Genomic DNA, 22,450 nt, shown 5'->3' on the forward strand with positions numbered 1-22,450 from the left:
CCTGAGCCCATGACATCAGGCTATTGGCGGCTCCCCTCCGGGTGCAGAAGCCGGTCCCCGGCCGGGCCGCCGGTCAGTGACGCGGCGGACAGATCCAGGAGCGTGTCGCTGGGGTCGATATCAGCGGGATTGTGGGTGACCATCACTACCGTGCGGTCCTTGAGGCCGGCGCGCAGGTCGGCCAGCATTTCCCGTCCGGCTTCCGCGTCCAGGTGTGCCGTGGGCTCATCCAGCAGGATCACCTCGGCGCCCGTCAGGATGGTCCGGGCCACGGCAAGCCGCTGCCGCTCACCGCCGCTGAGGAACGAGCCGCCCGGACCGATCCGGGTATCCAACCCTTCCGGCAGCCGCGACACCAGTGCATCGAGGCCGACGGCGGTCAACGCCGCCGCAAGCCCGGCGTCACCCAGGGCTGCGTCACTGGAGGCCGCACCACCAGAGCCAGGGGTGCTGTTCCTGTCGGCAGGAAGGCCCAACAGCAGGTTGCCGCGCAGCGTCGAATCAAACAGGTGTGCCTCCTGCGGACACCATGCTGCCGTCCCGGTCACGGCGGCCCGGCCGGCATAGGCCGGGAGGAAGCCGAGCAGGACGGCCAGCAGGGTGGACTTGCCTGAGCCGGAAGGTCCCGTTACCGCCAGCCAGCTGCCAGGTTCGGCAGTGGCCGACACCCCGGCAAACACGGTGCCACCCCCGGGCCATGCGGCGCCGAGGTTCGTCAGCTCTACCCCGGGGGCGGCGCAGGGGCGGGGCGGGACGGCGTGGACTCCGTCGCCTTCCGCGGTTTCCGCGGTGGTGTCGCCAAGCACGCCGGACCCGGCCACCCGCCGCAGGACTGCACGCAGCGCAGGGTATTGGCGGACCGCCGTCGTCATGGCTGCATACGGTTCCACCAGTGCCAGCTGCAGGAGCACTACGACCGCGGCCGTGGCGGGCTCCAGGGCGCCCGCGATGACCTGGGGTGCGGTCAGCACCGCAGCGGCCAGGGCCGCCGTTCCGCAGGCCGCCACCGTGATGGCCTGGCCGAGGCCTTCTGCCCATGCAGAACGCTGTGATGCCTTGGTTGCCGTGCGGTCCTCGGAGCGCAATGCGTCAAGGACTGTTGCGGCGATGCTGTTCGCGTGCAGTTCCGCCCGTGCGTCCAGGGCCGCAGAGGTGCGCCGCAGCACTCCTGCCCGCAGTCGCTGTTCCGCGGTGGCCGACCTGCGGTCGCCCCACAGGGCAGCCAGCGGTGCCACAACCAGGCCCAGTGCCGCCGCGGTGGCAACGGCCGGCAGCGCAGCCGGCGCCACCAGGGTTGTGGCCAGCAGTGCGGAGCCGCCCACGGCGAGCGCCGTGAGGGGCGGCAGCACCACGCGTGGGAGCAGGTCCCGGACAGTGTCGACGTCGTCAATCACCGTGCCGAGGACGTTGCCGCCCTGCAGGATCCGCCGCAGCGACAAGGCCTTGCGGCTCAGCGACTCCCACAGCTGGCCGCGGAGCCGGGTGAGGGCGCCAAAGACGGCGTCGTGCAGCAGCAGGCGTTCCCAGTAGCGGAGGACGGCGCGTCCGATGCCGAAGAACCGCACCCCCACGATGGCGGTGAGCAGGTACAGGATGGGAGGCTGCTCGCTGGCCCTGATGATGAGCCAGCCGGAAAGCCCGGACAGGGCCACGGCGAAGATCGCGGCAAAGGTCCCCACCACCGCGGCGGTGGAGAACCGGCCCGCAACGGGAGCCAGGAGGCTGGCCAGGAGCCGGTTGGTGGGAACAGGTTGTTCATCCCCGGCCATGGGCTGGAGCGTTGCACGGCCAGCAGCGGTTGGGCCCGGCTGTTGCCCGGCGCTGGCCTGCGCTGCACTGCCGGGACCCGGGAGGTTCACGGCCGCGTCCGGCAACCCGGCGATCCCGGAGGGTGCCGTAATGCCGCGTGCCGTGATGCCCCGGGCGGAGACGGGCACCAGGTGGTCAGCCACTTCGCGGGTCTGCTGGTCATGGGCCACCAGGATGACCGTGGCCTGGCCCCGGAGCGCACGGATTGAATCCTGCACCAGCGTTGCCGAGACCGCGTCCAGGTGGGCGGTTGGTTCGTCAAGCAGCAGGACGGTGGCGCCCGCACGCAGCCGCGCCAGACCGCGGGCCAACGCCACACGCCGCAGCTCCCCCGGGCTCAGTTCCGCCGGATGGTTACCGGCAAGGTGGCCGGCCGCAGCAGCGGCCAGGCACTCCCGGGCGGTTTCTTCCATGCCAGGTACATCCGGGCCGGGTCCAGAACTGTTTGTTTCCCCACTGCCTGATCCGCCACTGACGTAAAGCATGACCTCCTCGAGCACGGAGTCCGCCACCATGACCGGGTGCTGCGGAACCCACGCGATGGCGCCGCGGTCCACGCCGGAAAGGTGGCCGGTCACGGCAGTTCCGCCGCCATCGCCAACGGTCCCGGCCAAGACCCCGAGGACTGTGCTTTTGCCGGCGCCGCTGGGACCATCCAGGGCGGTGATCCGGCCGTGCGGGGCGGTAAAGGTCAGGGGCCCGACGGCGGCCGCGGACCTTCCGGCGTAGGTGACCGTGAGGTCGGTGACCGTCACTCCCGGGGAGACGGGCGCGGCGAGGCGCCTGCCGTCGTCGTCCTCGGGAGCGGCGGCTGCGGGAAGGGCTGCCGCGGTGTCGGCGGCGGATTCAGGGCCATCGGCAGGCAGCGGCCGCGGCTCGGGTGCCTCGGTAACCGCCCGAGTGGCTGCGAGCGCCGCCCGGCCGTCATCGCTTGCGTGGTGCGCGGTGCCGAGTTCGCGGAGGGGAAGGTAGCAGTCAGGCGCAAGGATGAGGGCCAGAAGGCCTGCTTCGAGGGCCATGTCGCCGTGCACCAGGCGGACGCCGATGAAGACGGCCACCACGGCCACAGAGATCGTCGCGATGAGTTCCAGTGCCAGGGCGGAGAGGAACGCGGTGCGCAGCGTCCCCATGGTCCGGGAGCGGTATTCCTCTGAGATCTCCTCGAGGGCTTTGCGCTGTGCGGTTGCACGGCCCAGGCCCACCAGGACGGGCAGCCCCTTGGCCAGTTCCAGCATGTGCGCGGACAGCCGGGTCAGGGTTTCCTGGGCTTCGCGGACGTGGTCCTCGGTGTACCGGCCGATCAGCACCATAAACAGCGGAACAAGCGGAACCGTCAGCACAACCACGACGGCACTGACCCAATCCGCGAAGAGGATACGCGCACCGAGCAGCAGCGGGATGGTGGCGCAGTTCACGAGGGCGGGCAGGAACTGGGTGTAGTAGCTGTCCAGCGCGTCCAGGCCCCGGGTCGCCAGGATGGCCAGGCCACCGTCGGCCGGCCCGGTACTGCGCGCACCGTTCCGCAGCGCGCGTGCCAGCAGCTCGGACCGGAGTTCCTCCTTGATGCCCAAGGCGGCACGCCGAGCGGCGATGCCCTGCGCCCACACCGTGGCGGACCTCAGGACAACGCCGGCCAGGCCCCAGGGCAACTGGTCCTGCCAGGATTCGTTCCCGGTGGCCAGGCCTGCGAGCATGGCGGCCACCGCCTGCCCCATCAGGACCAGGGAGAGCGCCTTCAGTGCTGCCAGCAGGCCAAGCCAGTAAATGGCGGAACGGGTGGCCGGTCCGGCCGGAAAGTCTGGGCGCACGCCGGTCAGCCCTTGGTGGTGAAGGCCCTGACGGCAATGGCCGGCAGGAAACTGTGGGCAGCCGGGATGTGGGCGGCGCTGACACGGCGGCGGAACACCCAGTAGGTCCACGCCTGGTAGACGATCACCAGGGGCAGGCCTACGGCGGCCACCACGCTCATGAGTCCGAGGGTGTAGTCGGACGATGAAGCGTTGGCGATCGTCAGGTCAAACGCCGGGTCCAGCGTCGAGGGCAGCACCACCGGGAACACCGCGCCGAAGATCGACGCGCTGCCCAGGAGGAGGAAAGCCCCCATCGCGATGAACGCCCTGCCTTCGGCTCCGCGCCGTGCCAGGAACCAGGCGGCCACGGCGGCCACGACGGCGACAATCACCGCTGCCCAGGTCCACGGCTTGCCTTCCAGGAACTGGATGGTGAGTGCCCAGGCAGCGATGGGAAGCAGCAGGACCGGCAGCAGCCGGACGAACCAGGCGCGCGCCCGGTGGCGCACGTCGCCGTCGGTCTTCAGCGCCAGGAATGCCAGGGCGTGCAGCAGGGAGAATCCCACCACGGCAAGCCCGCCCAGGACGGCGTATCCACTGAACCAGGCCATGGCACCGCCTTCACGGTCACCGTTGGCGTTCAGCGGCAGGCCGGTGGTGGTCAGCGCCAGGGCGGCCCCGACGCCGAACGCGGCGAAAAAGGAGCCCAGGGCGATGGCCCAGTCCCAGCGAGCGCGCCAGGAGTCGCCGTCCACCTTGCCGCGGTATTCGAAGGCCACCGCACGGAAAATGAGGGCCACCAGTACCACCAGGAGCGGGAGGTAGAGGGCGGAGAACAGTGATGCGTACCAGAGCGGGAACGCCGCGAACGTTGCTGCGCCCGCCGTGATCAGCCAGACCTCGTTGCCGTCCCAGACCGGGCCCACCGTGTTCAGCAGTACCCGGCGCTCGGTATTGTTCCGGGCGAACAGCTTCATCAGCATTCCCACGCCGAGGTCAAAGCCTTCAAGGAAGAGGTAGCCGGTCCATAGCACCGCGATGATGATGAACCAGATAGTGGGCAGGAGTTCCATCTCGAATATCCTCTGGTCTTCTTAGTAGGCGAATGCCAGGACGTCGTCGGCGGGCTTCTTTGTGCCGTCCTGGCCCGGTGTGGCGTCCTCGTTCTCGTCGGCCGGGGCGTGTGCCAGTTCCGGCATCGCGGACACCACGCCGCCGCGGATGTATTTGACCAGGAGCTTGACCTCCACCACTAAGAGTGCGGCGTAGACGGCGGTGAGGACGATGAGCGAGGTCAGCAGTTCACCGGCCGAGACGCCAGGCGAGACAGCGGCCGCGGTGAACATAAACACCTGGTCGATGCCGTTCAGGTCCGGGTTGGGGGCCACCACAAACGGCTGCCGGCCCATCTCGGTGAAGATCCAGCCCGCCGCGTTGGCGCCGAACGGGGCAAGGATGCCGAACACCGCCAGGCGCATCAGCCACGGTGACGCGGGGACGGTGCCCTTCCTGGTCAGCCACAGGGCCGCCAGGGCTGCCATGGCGGCCAGGCCACCGAAGCCGATCATCATCCGGAAACCCCAGTAGGTGACCTCCATGACCGGGACGTACTCGATTTCCTGGCCGGCCCGGTCGCCGTAGATGGGGCTGTCCGGCAGGTGGGTTCCGTAGTCGGCCTTGTACTGGTCCAGGAGGCTGTTGACGCCCTTGACTTCGGTGGTGAAATCGCCCTTGGCGAGGAAGGAAAGGATACCCGGGACCTCGATCAGGGCCACAATCTCGTCGCAGTTCTTGGATCCAAGGTTCCCGACGCTGAGAACGGAGAAGCCGGTTCCGTCGTGGCAGGCGGCTTCAGCCGCGGCCATCTTCATGGGCTGCTGCTCAAACATGAGCTTGCCCTGCAGGTCACCGGTCAGGGCGGTGCCGGCGAAGGAAATCATGGCGACGATGGCGCCGATCCGCAGGGAGCGGATCCACACTTTGTAATCGGTCAGGTCCCGGCCCGGGATGGCAGCTTCGCCGGGAACCACTTTTCCGTCGGGGCCGATGGTGTCAATGCCGTCCTTGCGCCTGCGCCAGAGGTGGTACCAGGCGATACCCAGGAGGAAGCCGCCCGCCACGGCCAGGGCACCCATGAGGGTGTGCGGGAACGCCACCATCGCTGTGTTGTTTGTGAAGACGGCCCAGGCGTCCGTCATGACCGGCCGGCCGTCGATGATTTCCGCACCCACCGGGTGCTGCATCCAGCTGTTGGCCACGATGATGAAGTAGGCGGAAAAGGCCGATCCCACCACGGCTATCCAGAGGCAGGCGAGGTGGATGGCTGGCTTCAGCTGTTTCCAGCCGAAGATCCACAGGCCCAGGAACGTGGACTCAACGAAGAAGGCCAGCAACGATTCGAGCGCGAGCGGAGCACCGAAGACGTCCCCCACGAACCGGCTGTATTCGCTCCAGGCCATGCCGAACTGGAACTCCTGCACAATGCCGGTGGCCACGCCCATGATGAAGTTAATCAGGAAGAGCTTGCCCCAGAACTTCGTCATCCGGAGGTATTCCACCTTGCCGGTACGGTGCCAAAGGGTCTGCATCACCGCCACCACCAGGCCAAGCCCGATGGTGAGTGGCACCATCATGAAGTGGTAGACGGTGGTGATGCCGAATTGCCAGCGTGCGATTTCCAGAGCTTCCACAGCAGTCCCTCGGGTTGGCGGTTCAACTCTTCTACGGTCCGTAGAACAATGACTTCTACACAGTGTAGAACACTGCGGCGGGCAGTGTTAACCCAAGAGTTCCACCTCGCTCCGGCCCTCACAAGGCCGCGGCGCGCCCAGTGTTCTACCGTACGTAGAAACTCAGGCAAAAAACAGGTAAATTTGATTATGTATCTGTAGCGAAAAATTTGCAGCCACCGCGGCGGTATGCCGGCCGGTGCAGGGAATCAAAGGATGTAGCAATGGCAAGTCTTGGGGAACTGGAACGGGCAGTGATGGATCTGCTCTGGGCGGGCCACGAAGCTGCCACCGCAAATACTCTTCGCGACAAACTGGCAACAACCACCGAGGCCAACGGGGACGCGGCAGGTCATGAGGGCAAAGAGCTTGCCGTCACCACCGTGCTGACTGTCCTCTCACGGCTGGAGAAGAAGGGTCTCGTTGAGCGGGAACGCGGGACCAGGCCGCACCGCTACCAGGCCGTTTCCAGCCGGGAGGAGCACACCGCCGAGCTGATGCACGAAGTCCTGGGCTCCGCCCCGGACCGCGAAGCGGTACTGGCACGGTTCATCGGATCCGTCACGGAAAGTGAAGCCGAAACACTGCGCAAACTGCTCGGCCACATTTAGCGGGCCATGTTCTGGACCTCATACCTGCTGGCGGTCCTTGCGATAGTCCTGGCATGGCCAGTGCCTATCATTCTTTCCCGCGCCCAGTGGCCGGCCCGGTCGCCGTTTACCGCGATGCTCCTCTGGCAGGCCATCGCCCTTGCCGGCGGGCTCTCGATGATCGGCGCGATGCTCGTATACGGCCTCGAACCGGTGGGCGACAACCTGATCGCGGGACTGCGGGCACTCGCAGGCATGGTGCTCCTTAATGCGCCCACTACAGCCCTCGGTTTCTGGCATCTTTTTGCCCTCTCCGCCGCAGCCCTGCTGACCGCACACCTGGTCTTCACGCTCTTGCTGACGTACTACAAGATCGAGCGGCAGCGGCGGCGGCACCGTGAACTGCTGGCCCTGCTTGCCTCCCCTTCCACCGAAGGAACGGGCACCCTGGTTATCAGCCACGACTCACCCGTGGCCTACTGCCTGCCGGGCGGGGCGCGCTCGGTAACGGTCCTTTCGGACGGGCTGATGGCTGCCCTCGAACCGGCGGAGCTGCGGGCAGTACTCAGCCATGAGAATGCCCATCTCAACCAGCGCCACCACCTCCTCCTGTGGGCCTTTGCGGCGTGGCGCCAGGCACTCCCCTGGCTTCCCACCACCAGGCTGGCCCAGGAGTCCGTGAACTCGCTTATCGAGATGCTGGCCGACGACGTGGCGCTGAAGACTGAGAGCAAAGTAACCCTCATCAAGGCCATCGCGATTGTAGCCAGCGGTTCAGCGGGTGGCGGCTTCCCGCCGGGCGGCCAGGCGGGCCTTGCGCTTGAAGGGCTGGAAACCGCGGCCGGCGTGACCGGCTCGGACTCTGCCCGCACCACGGCTTCCAGGGTCAGCCGGCTGCTCTCACCGCAGCCTCAACTGTCTGCAACCGCCCGCGGGGCAGTGCTTACAGGCTGCGCGCTGCTCCTTGCCCTGCCCACGGCCCTGCTGATCGTGCCGGGGCTGCTGGGCTGAGCCGGCTGCGGCCGTCCTGCGCGGGTCAGGCGTCGATCCGCTCCCGGTCAAGGCTGGCGGCACCGGCGATGATGAAATCCTTGCGCGGGGCGACGTCCGAGCCCATCAGCAGGTCAAAGGTGTCCTCGGCCTGCTTGGCGTTCTCGATTCCCACCTTGCGAAGGGTCCGGTGCCGCGGATCCATAGTGGTCTCTGCGAGCTGTTCAGCGTCCATTTCGCCCAGGCCCTTGTAGCGCTGGATTGGTTCCTTGTAGCGCTTGCCCTCCTTGGCAAGCCGGGCCAGGAGGACGTGCAGCTCCGCCTCAGAGTAGGTGTAGATCATCTCGTTGGCCTTCTGGCCTGCGTTGATCACTTCAACACGGTGCAGCGGCGGGACCGCGGCAAACACACGGCCCTCATCGATCATCGGGCGCATGTACCGGAAGAACAGGGTCAGCAGCAGCGTCCGGATGTGGGCGCCGTCGACGTCGGCATCGGTCATGAGAATGACCTTGCCGTACCGGGCCGCGCTGATGTCGAAGCTGCGGCCCGAACCGGCACCCACCACCTGGATCAGGGCGGCACATTCTGCGTTGGAGAGCATGTCCCCCACAGATGCTTTCTGGACGTTCAGAATCTTGCCCCGGATGGGCAGCAAGGCCTGGAAGTCAGAGGACCGCGCCAGCTTGGCCGTACCCAGCGCGGAGTCACCTTCGACGATGAACAGCTCGGAGCGTTCGACGTCGTCCGTCCGGCAGTCAGCGAGTTTGGTGGGCATGGAGGAAGTTTCCAGGGCGTTCTTGCGCCGTTGTGTTTCCTTGTGGACCCGCGCGGAAATACGGGACTTCATCTCGCTGACGATTTTTTCGAGCAGCAGCGCTGAGTGCGCTTTGTCGTTACGGTTTGCGGAGTTGAGCTTCGCGGTGATCTCCTGCTCCACCACCTTCGAGACGATGGCCCGGACAGCGGACGTGCCGAGGATCTCCTTGGTCTGGCCTTCGAACTGAGGCTCGGCCAGCCGGACCGTCAGGACGGCCGTCAGGCCGGCGAAGATGTCGTCCTTCTCGATTTTGTCGTTGCCGGCCTTGAGCTTGCGGGCGTTGGCCTCCACGGCTTTCCGGAATGTCTTGACCAGGGCCTGCTCGAACCCTGACTGGTGGGTTCCGCCCTTGGGGGTGGAGATGATGTTCACGAAGCTGCGGACGGTGCTGTCGTAGCCGATGCCCCAGCGCAGCGCCACGTCCACTTCGCAGTCGCGCTCCACCTCGGCGAGCTGGCTGTGGCCGCGCTCATCAAGTACCGGGACGGTTTCCTTGAACTTGCCCGAGCCGTGGAGCCGCCAGATGTCCGTGACGGCGGGATCTGCGGCGAGGAAGTCGACAAACTCGGCAAGGCCGCCGTCGTGATGGAACACTTCCTCGTGGGTTCCCGCTTCACCGGGTGTACCCGCCAGCTTGCGCTCATCCCGGACGGTGAGCTTGAGCCCCGGCACCAGGAAGGATGTCTGCCGGGCCCTGGCAGCCAGTTCGTCGTACGAGAACTTGGCGTCCGGCGTGAAGATCTGGCGGTCGGCCCAGTAACGGATCCGCGTTCCCGTCACGCCCCGCTTGGCCTTGCCCACCACGTCAAGCACTGAGCCGTCCACGAACGGTGCGAAGGTCGCAGCGGGGTCAATCTTGCTGCCCTGGTCCTGGAAGCGTCCGGGTTCGCCGCGCCTGAACGACATCTTGTAGGTCTTACTGCCGCGGTCGACCTCCACGTCCAGGCGGGCGGACAGCGCGTTCACCACGGAGGCGCCCACGCCGTGCAGGCCGCCGGAGGCGGTGTAGGAGCCGCCGCCGAACTTGCCGCCCGCGTGCAGCTTGGTGAAGACCACCTCGACGCCGGTCAGTCCTGTCTTGGGTTCCACGTCCACGGGGATGCCGCGGCCGTCGTCGTGGATTTCCACGGAGTTGTCCGCGTGCAGGATGATCTTGATGTCATGCCCGAAGCCCGCCAGTGCTTCATCCACCGAGTTGTCGATGATCTCCCACAGGCAGTGCATCAAACCGCGGGAGTCGGTGGAACCGATGTACATGCCGGGGCGCTTGCGGACGGCTTCGAGGCCCTCCAGCACAGAAAGGTGCCGGGCGGTGTAATCAGAACTTGGTGCCACGGGTTGTGAACTCCTTCAGTGACGGAACATCTGGCGCTGCGGACGCAGGTTCAAGCCTAGTCGGCGCGGCAGCGGACGGCCTGCTGCCACACCTCGCCAGGGCTGTGGGCGGGGCCACTCGTTATGGTTCCGTGACGCAAACTTGCGTCTTGAGACTTTCTTGTGGCTACGCGGACAGCGAACTTGACCCGTCCTTGCAATGGGTTTGATACGAATGCTGGTTATATAGACATACAGATCTACTAAGGAGGCCGACATGACTACAGCAGTGGCAGACCGCACACTCAACGCACTCGACCGGTGCGATCGTTGCGGGGCTCAGGCATACGTCCGCGTTGTACTCGAGACCTCCGGCGGTGAGCTGCTCTTCTGCGGCCACCATGCCCGTGCAATCGAGGCGACGCTCAGGCCGTTGAGCTCCGATTGGCACGATGAGACGGGCAGGCTTCACGAGAAGGCTCCCGTAGCCGTCGACTGACCGATATACACACACCTTCAGGACCCCCTCCCTCGGGAGGGGGTCCTGTTTCGTTTTACGTCCCCCGCCGCCAGGAAACACGGGGTGCTGCGCAAGAAACGCGGGGCCAGTTCCCGCCCATGCATCCTGGGATGCCGGGCGGGAACTGGCCCCGCGTTGCGTGGGTCCTGATCTAGTCCAGGTAGTCCCTGAGCACCTGCGACCGCGAAGGGTGGCGGAGCTTGGACATGGTCTTGGACTCGATCTGGCGGATACGCTCACGCGTGACGCCGTAGACCTTGCCGATTTCGTCTAAAGTCTTCGGCTGACCGTCGGTGAGGCCGAACCGCATGGCCACCACACCGGCTTCGCGTTCGGACAGGGTATCCAGCACCGAGTGCAGCTGTTCCTGCAGCAACGTGAAGCTCACGGCGTCGGCAGGGACCACGGCCTCGGAATCCTCAATAAGGTCACCGAACTCGGAGTCGCCGTCCTCGCCAAGCGGGGTGTGGAGGGAGATGGGCTCGCGGCCGTACTTCTGGACTTCGACGACCTTTTCCGGGGTCATGTCCAGTTCGAGGGCAAGCTCTTCCGGCGTTGGTTCGCGGCCGAGGTCCTGAAGCATCTGGCGCTGGACGCGGGCCAGCTTGTTGATGACTTCCACCATGTGCACCGGGATGCGGATGGTGCGGGCCTGGTCCGCCATGGCGCGCGTAATGGCCTGACGGATCCACCACGTGGCGTACGTGGAGAACTTGAAGCCCTTGGTGTAGTCGAACTTCTCCACTGCACGGATCAGGCCAAGGTTGCCTTCCTGGATGAGGTCCAGGAACAGCATGCCGCGGCCCGTGTAGCGCTTTGCCAGCGAGACCACCAGGCGGAGGTTGGCTTCGAGCAGGTGGTTCTTGGCACGCTTGCCGTCATGGATGACGAACTCAAGTTCACGCTTGAACTTGGGGTCCATCGAACCGTCGTCGGCATTGATCTTCTCTTCAGCAAAAAGTCCGGCTTCGATCCGGAGCGCGAGGTCGACTTCCTGCTCGGCGTTGAGCAGCGCAACCTTACCGATCTGCTTGAGGTAGTCCTTGACGGGGTCGGCGGTAGCACCGGCGGACATTACCTGCTGGACGGGAGCATCATCGTCGTCGGCATCAGAGTAGACGAAACCCTTGCCCGTGGCCGCTGATGCGGCCTTGGCGGCGTCGATTTCGCTGTCATCGCCGGCCTCGACGCCCTCGATAGCGATGTCGTCGGGATCTTCGACATCATCCTCATCCGAATCTGCGCCGCGCGCCGCTTTTCCGGCGGCTTCGGCAGCAGCTTTGGCGCCGGGCTTTGGCCCGCGCTTCTTGGGCTCAGGCTTGCCGTCCACGGCGCTGTCACCGGCGGCGTCCTTGACGGCTTTGTTGGCTGCCCGCGTTGCTGCTCGCTTGGCGTTCGTTGCAGCCTGCTTGTCCTCAGGGGACAAGTCCTGGGCGGCGGGTTCCTTCTTCGCGGAAGACGGGGTCACAGAAAACCTTTCTAGCGGCGGTCTGTGGAATCACCATACGGGCAACACCACTATGACCCTGTCAAGTCCGTGATCAACATCAGGTGCAACCACGGCCGGCAGAGTCTACAAGTAGAACTGCCGGGGCGGCTGTAATGTTCCCGTCAGGGCACCATTACATGCACTTGATACACGGACCCAACCGGGTCTCGGCAACCATTGTCTCACGGTTTTGCGTCACCGGGCTCAAGATGCGGCAGGACCTAGGCTGCGTCCGGTTCGAAACGCGGCCAGGCTGCCTCCTTCCGGGCAGCCCAGCCGCAGAGGGTGCCCCGCCGCACCAGTTCCAGCATGAGCTCAGCCAAACGGTAGCCCGGTTCTTCCTCAAGGGCCTGTCCGAGATAGGCGGCAGCGTAGGATCCGCGGCCCCGGCACCATGCGATCCAGCCCCGCCCGGTCAGCGCCGCAGCGCCTGGCAGCCCACCGCAGGCTGAGAGCTGTTGCAGCACCCCGTCCAGGCTGTTCAGTCTGTGCCAAGCGGGAATTTCAGGCTCGAGCCCCAGCAGCACTTCGCCGTAGCCTGGAACGTCCTGCCCGTCTACGGCTTCCATTCCAGCTGCGTCCTGGTTAACCGGTTCGGCGCCGGTGCCGGCGGTTTCACCAGCGGCCCTCTGGCCAAAGGGGACAGGTCCCACCGGCGCCATGCTGCAGCCATCATCGAAGATGCCGAACGCTTCGGCGCCTGCGAGGGCCGCCGGCGTACCGGCCGCGGCCATAACCAGGACGGCATCACGCCAGGCCGGAACTCCGAGCGAAGCCCGGAGGAACGCAAGGTCGTTTGCTGGCAGCAATTGCCCGGCTTCGCGGGCCAGGACGGAGCACCATAAGGCCAGAAGGCTGGTGAATTGTTCCCTGCTCCCCCGCCGCCGGTCCAGTTGCGCCGTCCATGCTGCCTCCGACCTCAGGATGGCCGCACGCTCGTCACCGGAAATTGTGGCCGCCGGAAGAGCAGCGTTCTCCGGCGCGGGCCCCACACTGCTGCCGCGGAAGACCATTTCAGCATTGAGCATGCTGTCCCGGATTGTCTGGACTGATCTGCCCGGCACCGGGCAGCACGACGCGTCGGTACAGTTTGCGTCCCGCCAGTACGTGTCGCCCACGTACCATGCGTCGCGTACTGGCATCCCCGCAGCATCAAGGCGGCATTCCAGGGCGTCCAGGAGCCCCCGGTAAGTTCCGGGCGGCTCCGTCCAGCCGTCGTTGGTGAAGATGGCCAGCAGGGCGCCGTCGGCATTCTGGTCTGCGGCGAGGTAGTCGCGCACCGTCCGGGCGTAGTCCCGCGGATCCGCGAGCGTAGCCGGACCGGGGAGGTCAAGCCGCAGAGTGGCTCCCAGCCGGTTTCCGTGCAGGGTCATGGCCACGAGGCTGCCTGCCGGCCAGTAGCCCAGGGAATGTGGAATGAAACCGAGGACGTCTTCAGGGCCTCGGACGGTCAGGTGTTCTGGAGGTTTCATGACTCCAGCTTTCGCGCATCGCAGTCGGGGCTGAAGGGCCAGGGTCCGCTATGTCAACAACTGCGCCCGGACCGGGCCGGTGTGGAGGACAAGTGTCAGTCTCTGTCTGCGCGGTCCCGTTGCCGCCGCCGGGCCAGGTTCGCCCGCCGCTGCCGCGCCATGGCCTGAAGCAGCGGGGGAACCACCACACCGTTCGCGGCCATCTGGCGGCGCACCTTGCGCCGGCATAGCAGCATCATGATGGCGCCGAATCCCAGCAGCAGGAAGTGGACGCTCAGGGCGATCCGGAACGGCTCCAGCCCGTACAGGACACCTTGGGAATAGCCGCTGGCCAGAAGGAGGTCCAGCACAAGGCCGATCATAAAAATAGCCATCAGGGCCGCAATGAACCCCCCAACGTTCACGATCCCCGTGGCGGTGCCGATCCGGTGTGCGGGATTAAACGTCCGGGCGAAGTCAAAGCCGATCATGGACCCTGGTCCGCCGACCGCCAGCACCACGACCAGGACCGCCAGCAGCCACAGCGGGGACCGTCCCGGCGTCAGCAGGACCGCCGCCCAGGCTGCCGCCGTGGCTGCGGAGATCAGCAGCACCATGGTGGACCGGCGGAGCGGGTGCCGGGCGACAAAGCTGCCGATGAAAGGGCCGGCGGCGAGTCCGGCCGCAACATATAGCGTCATAAGTCCGGCCACGGTTCCGGCCTCCAGCCCCTGCCCGGAGATGAGGAACGGATAACCCCAGGTCATGGCGAACACCGTCCCGCTGAACTGGATGGTGAAGTGGCTCCACATACCCAGCCGGGTCCCTGGCTGGCGCCAGGCGCTGGCGAGGGAAACGCCGGTGGCCCGCAGGCCACGCTGGACATCCGGGGTCTCGGATCCGGGCGGCTGGTCCTGCAGGAGCACCACCACAAGGACCACTGCCAGCCCGGACATGCCGGCAAGCATCAGGAACCCGGGGGTCCAGCCGAAGGAATGCAGGACAAAGGCGAAGGGCAAAACACTGAACAGCTGACCGAGCTGGCCGGACATGCCGGTCAGCTGCGTGACCAGGGGAACCCGCGCCGGCGCGAACCACAAGGGAATAAGGCGGATCACGGAGATGAACGTCATGGCGTCGCCGGCTCCTACGAGCACCCGTCCCGCCACGCCGCCCGGAATGCTGTCAGCGAATGCCAGCTGGAGCTGCCCGAGACCCATCAGGATGGCTCCGCCGGCGATCATGGCCCGCGAGCCGAACCGGTCCACCAGGACGCCTACCGGGATCTGCAGGCCCGCGTAGACCAGCAGTTGCAGCACGGTAAAGAAGGAGATGGCGGAGGCGCCGGCATTGAACCGTTCCGTGGCTTCAAGGCCCACCACGCCGAACGACGTGCGCTGGGAGACGGCCACCAGATACGCGAAGATACCAATGGTCCAGATCAGCCAGGCTCGGGGTGAAGTCACTCCCTCATTATGCCCGGGGTGCTGCGCACACCGGGGCACCCGTCTGACAGACGGACAAGCAGACGTACGCGCCGGGCCGGGCCGACGCGGGACAGGTTGGCGACCGGGCGGTTAGATGCCCGGGTTCTCGCGGGCCAGGTAAGCCTCCACTGCGGCGCCCAGTTCATCCCCGTTAGGCAGTTCGTCGTTTTCGTCGGCCAGGAGTGAGCGCCGGACGGTGCCGTCGGCCTTTTCGTCGTACCGTTCCTCCAGGCGTGAGACCACTTGCCGGACGTCATCCGAAGCCTCCACCTGTTCGGCGATCTGGCGGCCCACTTCCCGGCCGGCTTCACGCAGCCTGTCGGTGGGGAGCATCAGCGACGTGGCCGCGCCCAGGAATTCGAGCCCGGCGACGGCAGCAGGGGGGTATTCCGCTTCGGCAAGATAGTGCGGAACGTGGATCACGTAGCCGGCAACGTTCCGTCCGGCATCCATCAGGCGCAGTTCCAGGATGTGCCCTACGGCTGCCGGGACATCAACGGTGGGCTTCCAGACGGAGATGCCTTCGATGAGTTCGGGCCGGTTGCCGTGGACGGTAACGCCCACCGGGCGCGTGTGCGGCACCGGCATGGGAATCGAGTGGATCCACGTCACCAGGTTCACATCCAGTTTTTCCACGATGCCGACGACGGCGCGTGCGAACCGCTCCCACTGCAGGTCGGGTTCGAAGCCCGCCAGCAGGAGGAAGGCGTTGCCGAGCCCGTCCTTCAGTTTGTAGAGGGCCAGTTTCGGCGCCTGGTAGTCCTGGAGGTGATCCTCCACAAAGGAGATGTGGGGCCGTCGCGACCGGTAGTCGATGAGCTGGTCGGCATCGAACACTGCCACAGTTTCGGTGTCGAGTGTGTCCAGCAGCTCCGCATTGATCTGCTTCACCACATGGCCGGCATCGGCGAAGCCGGTGAAACCCATCACCAGGTTCAGCCCGCGGAGCGCCGGGCTGTGGAACAGCTCGATGTTGCTCGCATAGAGCGCATCGGGGTCCAGCAGTGAGCCGGAAATCCGTTCAAGCACGGCGTCTTCCTTTCGAGAGTTCGGATGGATAAGTTGTACAACGCTGCCGGGCTCTCCGGCATTCCGCCGGCTGGTGTGGCGCAGGTCTCAGGAGATTCCGTTCCTGCGGCCCCCAGCGGCTACGATCGACAAATGGCCTGCCGGACGGACTCCGCCGGCGCCCCGGCTACGTCCCGATCGGACGGCCGCCGGATTTCCATGGCCAGCGGCAGACATCCATTCCTGCGCGAACAGCCTTTCGAGAATTGAGGACTTACCCCGTGGTCAAGAATACTGAAATCAACCTTAGTACCCTCGCCAAGGACCTGAAGAAGGCCCCTGGTGACGCCGTTGTCATCGGCGTGGGACAGGGACCGGACGGCCCTGTGCTGCTCGAGAACCCGCTGACCGCGAAGTCGGCTGAAGCACTGGCCGATTCCCTTAAGGTCCTGGGGATCACCGGCGCCGCAGACCAGGTGGTCCGGCTTCCCGGCCTGCCGGAAACGGGCGCCGGGGTGCTTGTCCTCGCCGGCGTTGGCAAAATCGCCACCGGCAAGCCGCTCTCCGAAGAGTCACTCAGGCGCGCCGCAGGATCCGCCGTGCGCCAACTGTCCGGCCTGCCCACCGTGGTGCTGGCGTTCCCGACGACGGGTCCCGCCGACGTCGCAGCAGTCGCCGAAGGTGCCGCGCTGGGCGCATACGCCTTCACCGAGCACCGCTCCTCCAGCGACGGACTGAAAGATCCGGTGCGCAACGCGGTGATCTACACGGAGGTGGCCGCCAACGACGAACTCCGCTCGGCCCTGACCCGGGCAGGCCTGGTGGGCCAGGCCGTCAATGCCACCCGGTCCCTGGTCAACCAGCCGCCCAGCCACCTCTACCCCGAATCGTTCGCCGAGGCGGCGAGGGAACTGTCCAAGGGCCTGCCCGTTAAGGTGACGGTCTGGGACGAAAAGCGGCTGGAGAAAGAAGGCTTCGGCGGCATCATGGGTGTGGGCAAGGGCTCCACCCGCCAGCCGCGCCTGGTGAAGGTGGAGTACTCCCCTGCCAAGGCGACGAAGAAGATTGCCCTCGTCGGCAAGGGCATCACTTTCGACACCGGCGGAATTTCGCTCAAGCCGGCCCTCGGCATGGGCGACATGAAGAGCGACATGGCGGGCGCCGCCGTCGTCCTTAACACTGTGCTGGCGATCGCACGTCTTGGCCTGCCCGTGAAAGCCACAGCGTGGCTGTGCATCGCCGAAAACATGCCCGGCGGTGCGGCGTCCCGCCCCGCCGATGTCCTCACGATGTTCGGCGGCAAGACCGTTGAGGTGCTGAACACCGACGCCGAAGGCCGCCTGGTCATGGCCGATGGAATTGTCGCCGCAAGCCGCGAGTATCCCGACGCCATCATCGATGTCGCCACGCTCACCGGTGCGCAGCTTATTGCCCTCGGCAACCGCACGGCGGGGGTCATGGGCTCGGACAGTGTCACCGGCCCGCTCAAGGCCGCCGCCGACCGCGCCGGCGAACTCGTCTGGCCCATGCCGCTGCCCGAGGAGCTGCGACCCAGCATTGACTCCCAGGTGGCGGATCTGGCCAACATCGGCGAACGGCACGGCGGCATGATGACCGCTGCGGTCTTCCTGCGCGAGTTTGTGGGCAAGGGCAAGGACGGCGAACAGATCCCCTGGGCCCACATCGACATTGCCGGCCCGTCCTTCAACAACGGCAGCCCGTACGGCTACACGCACAAGCAGGCCACAGGCTGCACCGTCCGTACCCTGCTGGCCTACGTTGAGGACGCCCTCGCGGCGGCCTGACCAAATCAATGCACACTCACGCGGCTTTGTGACACCGGGCTGATCCCTTAGCCACAAAGCCGCGTGACACTCACCACAAGCGCCCCACAAACGCGGCGGCGAGGTGGAGCATGGATAAGTGGTTCGCTAATGTGAACCACGGTAGTCACAAATGAAAGAGAACCTGCCTGCTGGCATAATCACGGCAGTACAAGTTCCAAGACAAGATGATGCGCAAAGCTCGCGTCATCGTTCACGCGAGGGAGCGTCTAAGTGGCCGATCAGGCAACTGCGCAAGAATTCGACATCCTGGTACTCGGTGGCGGCAGCGGCGGCTACGCCACCGCCCTCCGGGCCGTTCAGCTTGGCTTCACCGTTGGTCTGGTTGAGAAAGGCAAACTGGGTGGTACCTGCCTGCACAATGGCTGTATCCCCACCAAGGCCCTGCTGCACTCCGCAGAGCTGGCCGACCACGCCCGTGACTCCGCCAAGTACGGCGTGAATGTCACCCTGGACAGCATCGACATCACCGCTGTCAACGCTTACAAAGACGGCATCGTCGCCGGCAAGTTCAAGGGCCTGCAGGGGCTGATCAAGTCCAAGGGCATCACTGTCATCGAAGGCGAAGGCAAGCTGACCGGCGCGGACACCGTCACCGTCAACGGCACGGCCTACAAGGGCAAGAACATCGTTCTCGCCACCGGTTCGTACTCCCGCTCGCTGCCGGGCTTGGAAATCGGCGGCAAGGTCATCACCTCCGACGAAGCCCTCACCATGGACTACATCCCCAAGAGCGCCATCATCCTGGGCGGCGGCGTGATCGGCGTCGAGTTCGCTTCGGTCTGGAAGTCCTTCGGCGTGGACGTCACCATCGTGGAAGGCCTGCCCTCCCTCGTGCCGAACGAGGACGCGACCATCGTCAAGAACTTCGAGCGCGCCTTCAAGAAGCGCGGCATCAAGTACTCCACCGGAGTCTTCTTCCAGGGTGTGGAACAGAACGACGACGGCGTCAAGGTCACCCTCGTGGACGGCAAGACGTTCGAAGCCGACCTGCTCCTCGTTGCTGTGGGCCGCGGCCCCGTCACCGCCAACCTTGGCTACGAGGAAGCGGGCGTCACCATTGACCGCGGCTTCGTCATCACCAACGAGCGCCTGCACACCGGCGTGGGCAACGTCTACGCGGTCGGCGACATCGTCCCGGGCGTGCAGCTGGCACACCGCGGCTACCAGCAGGGAATCTTCGTGGCCGAGGAAATCGCCGGCCTGAAGCCCGTCGTCGTTGAGGACGTCAACATCCCCAAGGTCACGTACTCCGAACCGGAGATTGCCACTGTTGGTTACACCGAGAAGGGCGCCAAGGAGAAGTTCGGCGAGGACCAGGTGGAAACCCAGGAATACAACCTCGCCGGAAACGGCAAGAGCTCCATCCTGGGCACCAGCGGCATCGTGAAGCTGGTCCGCCAGAAGGACGGCCCGGTGGTGGGCGTGCACATGATCGGCGCCCGCATGGGCGAGCAGATCGGTGAAGCGCAGCTCATCGTGAACTGGGAAGCCTACCCGGAGGACGTTGCACAGCTCGTGCACGCCCACCCCACCCAGAACGAGTCCCTCGGTGAAGCCCACCTTGCACTCGCAGGCAAGGCTCTGCACGGCTAATAGCCTCCCCGTTTTACCCGCAAGACATCAGAGTTTTGGTGCACCCGGCCCAATCTGCCGGGTGCACTAGGCTCGAACAAGGCAGCAATCATCCGCACTAAAGATCAATAAGGAGAACGGGGACGACATGTCTGAATCCGTTAACTTGCCCGCCCTCGGTGAGAGCGTCACCGAAGGAACCGTCACCCGCTGGCTCAAGCAGGTAGGTGACCGGGTAGAGGTGGACGAACCGCTGCTCGAGGTTTCCACCGACAAAGTAGACACCGAAATCCCCTCTCCGGTAGCCGGCATCATCGAGGAAATCCTCGTGGCCGAAGACGAAACCGCCGAAGTCGGCGCTCCGCTGGTCCGCATCGGCGACGGCACCGGCGGCGGTGCCGCCCCCGAAGCGGCCCCTGCCGCCGAGGAAGCACCTGAAGCTCCTGCCGAGGAAGCTCCCGCAGCACCGGCTGAAGAAGCGCCTGCTGAAGAGGCTCCGGCCGCATCAGCCCCCGCTGCAGGCGGCGGCGAAAGCCACGACGTCACCCTCCCCGCCCTGGGCGAAAGCGTCACCGAAGGCACCGTGACCCGCTGGCTGAAGGCCGTGGGCGACACCGTTGCCGTCGACGAGCCGCTGCTCGAGGTTTCCACCGACAAGGTTGACACCGAGATCCCCTCCCCTGTTGCCGGCACGCTCCAGGAAATCCGGGTGAACGAGGACGAGACCGCCGAGGTAGGCGCTGTCCTCGCCGTCATCGGCTCCGGCGCGGCCGCTCCAGCAGCTGCTGCCCCGGCAGCACCCGCGGCACCCGCTGCCGAGCCTGCTGCACCGGCTCCGGCTGCCCCCGCAGCACCGAAGGCAGAAGCGGCTCCGGCTGCTCCCGCACAGACTCCGGCCCCTGCCGCTGCTCCAGCTCCCGCTGCTGCACCGGCTCCGGCTGCCGAGCCCGCCGCCAACGGCGAGTCCGGCTATGTCACCCCGTTGGTCCGCAAGCTGGCCAACCAGCACGGCGTGGACGTCTCCTCACTGTCCGGCACCGGCGTTGGTGGCCGCATCCGCAAGCAGGACGTGCTCGCAGCGGCAGAAGCCAAGGCCGCTCCCGCAGCAGCCCCGGCCAAGCCGTCCGCCGCAGCAGCCCCCGCAGCCTCTGGTCCTGCTGCCTCCTCCCTGCGTGGCACCACGCAGAAGGCTCCCCGTATCCGCCAGGTCATCGCCCGCCGCATGCGCGAGTCCCTCGAGGTCTCCACCCAGCTCACGCAGGTGCACGAAGTGGACATGACCAAGGTGGCCAAGCTCCGCCTGAAGGCCAAGAACTCGTTCCAGGCCCAGAACGGCGTCAAGCTGACCTTCCTGCCGTTCATCGCCAAGGCTGTTGCCGAGGCCCTCAAGCAGCACCCGAAGCTCAACGCTGCGTACGACGAGGACAAGCAGGAAATCACTTACCACAACGCCGAGCACCTCGCGATTGCCGTTGACACGGACAAGGGCCTGCTGGTTCCCGTCATCAACGATGCGGGCAACCTGAACCTGGCCGGCCTCGCCGGAAAGATCGCAGATGTTGCCAGCCGCACCCGCGACGGCAAGATCGGCCCGGACGAACTGTCCGGCGGTACGTTCAGCATCACCAACATCGGCTCCGTCGGTGCCCTGTTCGACACCCCGATCATCAACCAGCCTCAGGTGGGCATCCTCGGCACCGGCGCCATCGTCAAGCGCGCCGTGGTTGTTGCTGACGAGAACGGTGACGACTCGATCGCCATCCGCTCCATGATGTACCTGTCGCTCACGTACGACCACCGCCTGGTGGACGGCGCGGACGCAGGCCGCTTCCTCCAGACTCTGAAGGCCCGCCTTGAGGAAGGCGCCTTCGAGGCCGATCTGGGCCTCTAACCCCTAAGGCTTCACAGCACGACGGCGGGGCAGGCACCGGTGGGAAACCACCGGCACCTGCCCCGCTTTTTAGTCCTACGACCGCACTTCCCGGGGCCCTGTGCGTGGCTTTGCTACGTTGCGTAGAAGCTACTGGCTAAGCTGGAGCAATGACCTTCCTCTTTAACATCCTGGTGTTCTTGCACATCGTCGGCGCAGCCATGATTGTGGGCTACTGGATCGCCACCATCAAGGAGCCCACCGTCCACCCGCGCCAGCGTGACGGCGCCTTCCTGCAGCTGCTGACCGGCATCGCCATGATGGGCCTCGTGACGGTTCCGGAGCTAAACATGCATGCCGACTATTTCAAGCTCGGCATCAAATTTGCCATTGGCGTTGCGGTTGCCGTGCTTGCCGTCATCGGCGCACGCAAGGTAAAGAAGGGCGAACCCGTTAGCACCGGCCTCGCCCACGGCGTGGGCGGCCTGGCGCTGGTGAACATCGCCATCGCCACCCTCTGGAACTGATCGCCAACAGCACCACCCACGACGGCGCCACTCCCCATCTCCGGTGTGCGGCGCCGTCGGGCGTTAATCACCGCGGTCACAATCCTCTGAGAGCGGACAGCCCGTGCATGCGTGCACGCGAATCCCTAGGATGGGAACCGGCGGGGCCAGGCAAGGGCCGGTCCCGGTTCAACCGACTTTGAGGAGTGGACATGGCAGCAACACGCACCGCGCACACAGTATGGAACGGCGACCTGATCTCGGGGTCCGGGCAGACCACGCTGGACAGCTCCGGACTGGGCACCTTCGACGTCACGTGGAAGGCACGCACCGAAGCGGCCGAGGGCAAGACCAGCCCTGAGGAACTGATTGCCGCGGCCCACGCGAGCTGCTTCTCGATGGCTTTCAGCAACATGCTTGCCCAGGCTGGCCACGCACCCGAGGAAGTCAACACCAAAGCGGACGTCACCTTCGTGCCGGGAACCGGCATCACCGGCAGCCACCTGACGGTGTCCGCCAAGGTTCCCGGTCTTTCCGAAGAGGAATTCCAGCGGATCGCCGGCGAAGCCAAGGTTGGCTGCCCGGTTTCCGGCGCCCTGGCCAGCATCGAGATCACCCTGGATGCGACACTGGCGTCCTGATCCACGCAGCGGCGTAA

At 65.9% G+C, this 22,450-nt stretch carries 17 protein-coding genes; 9 read left to right on the forward strand and 8 right to left on the reverse strand.

Features of this window, described 5'->3' with window-relative positions:
• Positions 1-20 precede the first annotated feature (20 nt).
• From cydD to J2808_RS19340, 3 genes are read right to left on the reverse strand one after another with little or no spacing between them, the layout of a single operon-like run.
• On the reverse strand, positions 21-3,617 hold the full coding sequence (gene cydD / locus J2808_RS19330) for a thiol reductant ABC exporter subunit CydD (protein WP_309819889.1): 3,597 nt from the start codon (positions 3,615-3,617) through the stop codon (positions 21-23).
• Positions 3,618-3,622: 5 nt separating this feature from the next.
• Positions 3,623-4,672, reverse strand: a complete 1,050-nt coding sequence (gene cydB, locus J2808_RS19335) for a cytochrome d ubiquinol oxidase subunit II (protein WP_309819891.1) — start codon at positions 4,670-4,672, stop codon at positions 3,623-3,625.
• A gap of 21 nt (positions 4,673-4,693) precedes the next feature.
• Entirely contained in the window at positions 4,694-6,289 is a 1,596-nt protein-coding gene (locus tag J2808_RS19340) for a cytochrome ubiquinol oxidase subunit I (protein WP_309819893.1), read from the reverse strand.
• Positions 6,290-6,552: 263 nt separating this feature from the next.
• Here J2808_RS19340 and J2808_RS19345 point away from each other — a divergent pair, with 263 nt between their 5' ends.
• Together J2808_RS19345 and J2808_RS19350 are read left to right on the forward strand one after the other, a co-directional pair.
• Complete coding sequence (locus J2808_RS19345) at positions 6,553-6,939, forward strand: BlaI/MecI/CopY family transcriptional regulator (RefSeq protein ID WP_309819894.1); 387 nt, start codon at positions 6,553-6,555, stop codon at positions 6,937-6,939.
• A 6-nt stretch (positions 6,940-6,945) separates the two neighbouring features.
• Positions 6,946-7,929 carry a M56 family metallopeptidase gene (locus J2808_RS19350; RefSeq protein WP_309819896.1) on the forward strand — a complete coding sequence of 328 codons (984 nt, stop codon included), beginning with the start codon at positions 6,946-6,948 and terminating at the stop codon, positions 7,927-7,929.
• Positions 7,930-7,954: 25 nt separating this feature from the next.
• On the opposite strand, the gene J2808_RS19355 is transcribed toward J2808_RS19350, so the two are convergent.
• The gene (locus J2808_RS19355; RefSeq protein WP_309819897.1) at positions 7,955-10,063 is read right to left on the reverse strand and encodes a DNA gyrase/topoisomerase IV subunit B; all 2,109 of its coding nucleotides are present in this window, start codon (positions 10,061-10,063) and stop codon (positions 7,955-7,957) included.
• 256 nt (positions 10,064-10,319) lie between these two features.
• On the opposite strand from J2808_RS19355, the gene J2808_RS19360 reads away from it, so the two are divergent.
• Positions 10,320-10,541, forward strand: coding sequence for a DUF7455 domain-containing protein (locus tag J2808_RS19360; protein ID WP_164200777.1), 222 nt, complete (start codon positions 10,320-10,322; stop codon positions 10,539-10,541).
• A gap of 172 nt (positions 10,542-10,713) precedes the next feature.
• Here J2808_RS19360 and J2808_RS19365 read toward each other — a convergent pair whose 3' ends face one another.
• The 4 genes from J2808_RS19365 to J2808_RS19380 form a co-directional block, all read right to left on the reverse strand.
• Positions 10,714-12,030, reverse strand: coding sequence for an RNA polymerase sigma factor (locus J2808_RS19365; protein ID WP_309819899.1), 1,317 nt, complete (start codon positions 12,028-12,030; stop codon positions 10,714-10,716).
• A gap of 242 nt (positions 12,031-12,272) precedes the next feature.
• Entirely contained in the window at positions 12,273-13,523 is a 1,251-nt protein-coding gene (locus J2808_RS19370) for a DUF4192 domain-containing protein (protein WP_309819902.1), read from the reverse strand.
• 95 nt (positions 13,524-13,618) lie between these two features.
• Positions 13,619-14,968 (reverse strand): MFS transporter, encoded by a 1,350-nt coding sequence (locus J2808_RS19375; RefSeq protein ID WP_309819906.1) that lies wholly within the window; start codon positions 14,966-14,968, stop codon positions 13,619-13,621.
• 111 nt (positions 14,969-15,079) lie between these two features.
• Complete coding sequence (locus J2808_RS19380) at positions 15,080-16,018, reverse strand: proteasome assembly chaperone family protein (protein ID WP_309819907.1); 939 nt, start codon at positions 16,016-16,018, stop codon at positions 15,080-15,082.
• Between the two features lie 24 nt (positions 16,019-16,042).
• Between J2808_RS19380 and J2808_RS19385 the strand changes: the two genes are divergently transcribed.
• The 6 genes from J2808_RS19385 (at position 16,043) to J2808_RS19410 (ending at position 22,433) form a co-directional block, all read left to right on the forward strand.
• Entirely contained in the window at positions 16,043-16,267 is a 225-nt protein-coding gene (locus J2808_RS19385) for a hypothetical protein (RefSeq protein ID WP_309819909.1), read from the forward strand.
• A gap of 11 nt (positions 16,268-16,278) precedes the next feature.
• On the forward strand, positions 16,279-17,802 hold the full coding sequence (locus J2808_RS19390) for a leucyl aminopeptidase (protein ID WP_309819911.1): 1,524 nt from the start codon (positions 16,279-16,281) through the stop codon (positions 17,800-17,802).
• 252 nt (positions 17,803-18,054) lie between these two features.
• Positions 18,055-19,437, forward strand: a complete 1,383-nt coding sequence (lpdA, locus tag J2808_RS19395) for a dihydrolipoyl dehydrogenase (RefSeq protein WP_309819912.1) — start codon at positions 18,055-18,057, stop codon at positions 19,435-19,437.
• A gap of 127 nt (positions 19,438-19,564) precedes the next feature.
• Entirely contained in the window at positions 19,565-21,307 is a 1,743-nt protein-coding gene (gene sucB / locus J2808_RS19400; RefSeq protein ID WP_309819914.1) for a 2-oxoglutarate dehydrogenase, E2 component, dihydrolipoamide succinyltransferase, read from the forward strand.
• A gap of 149 nt (positions 21,308-21,456) precedes the next feature.
• Entirely contained in the window at positions 21,457-21,813 is a 357-nt protein-coding gene (locus tag J2808_RS19405) for a hypothetical protein (RefSeq protein WP_309819916.1), read from the forward strand.
• A 191-nt stretch (positions 21,814-22,004) separates the two neighbouring features.
• Complete coding sequence (locus tag J2808_RS19410; RefSeq protein ID WP_309819918.1) at positions 22,005-22,433, forward strand: OsmC family protein; 429 nt, start codon at positions 22,005-22,007, stop codon at positions 22,431-22,433.
• Positions 22,434-22,450 lie beyond the last annotated feature (17 nt).

It is taken from the genome of Pseudarthrobacter sulfonivorans (assembly GCF_031454915.1).
Lineage (GTDB): Bacteria > Actinomycetota > Actinomycetes > Actinomycetales > Micrococcaceae > Arthrobacter > Arthrobacter sulfonivorans_C.

Excerpts from the sequence above, each read along its gene's own strand:
- cydB (WP_309819891.1), bottom strand. The coding sequence starts at position 4,672 with ATGGAACTCCTGCCCACTATCTGGTTCATCATCATCGCGGTGCTATGG.
- J2808_RS19345 (WP_309819894.1), top strand. The coding sequence starts at position 6,553 with ATGGCAAGTCTTGGGGAACTGGAACGGGCAGTGATGGATCTGCTCTGG.
- J2808_RS19350 (WP_309819896.1), top strand. The coding sequence starts at position 6,946 with ATGTTCTGGACCTCATACCTGCTGGCGGTCCTTGCGATAGTCCTGGCA.
- J2808_RS19360 (WP_164200777.1), top strand. The coding sequence starts at position 10,320 with ATGACTACAGCAGTGGCAGACCGCACACTCAACGCACTCGACCGGTGC.
- J2808_RS19370 (WP_309819902.1), bottom strand. The coding sequence starts at position 13,523 with ATGAAACCTCCAGAACACCTGACCGTCCGAGGCCCTGAAGACGTCCTC.
- J2808_RS19385 (WP_309819909.1), top strand. The coding sequence starts at position 16,043 with ATGGATAAGTTGTACAACGCTGCCGGGCTCTCCGGCATTCCGCCGGCT.
- sucB (WP_309819914.1), top strand. The coding sequence starts at position 19,565 with ATGTCTGAATCCGTTAACTTGCCCGCCCTCGGTGAGAGCGTCACCGAA.
- J2808_RS19405 (WP_309819916.1), top strand. The coding sequence starts at position 21,457 with ATGACCTTCCTCTTTAACATCCTGGTGTTCTTGCACATCGTCGGCGCA.
- J2808_RS19410 (WP_309819918.1), top strand. The coding sequence starts at position 22,005 with ATGGCAGCAACACGCACCGCGCACACAGTATGGAACGGCGACCTGATC.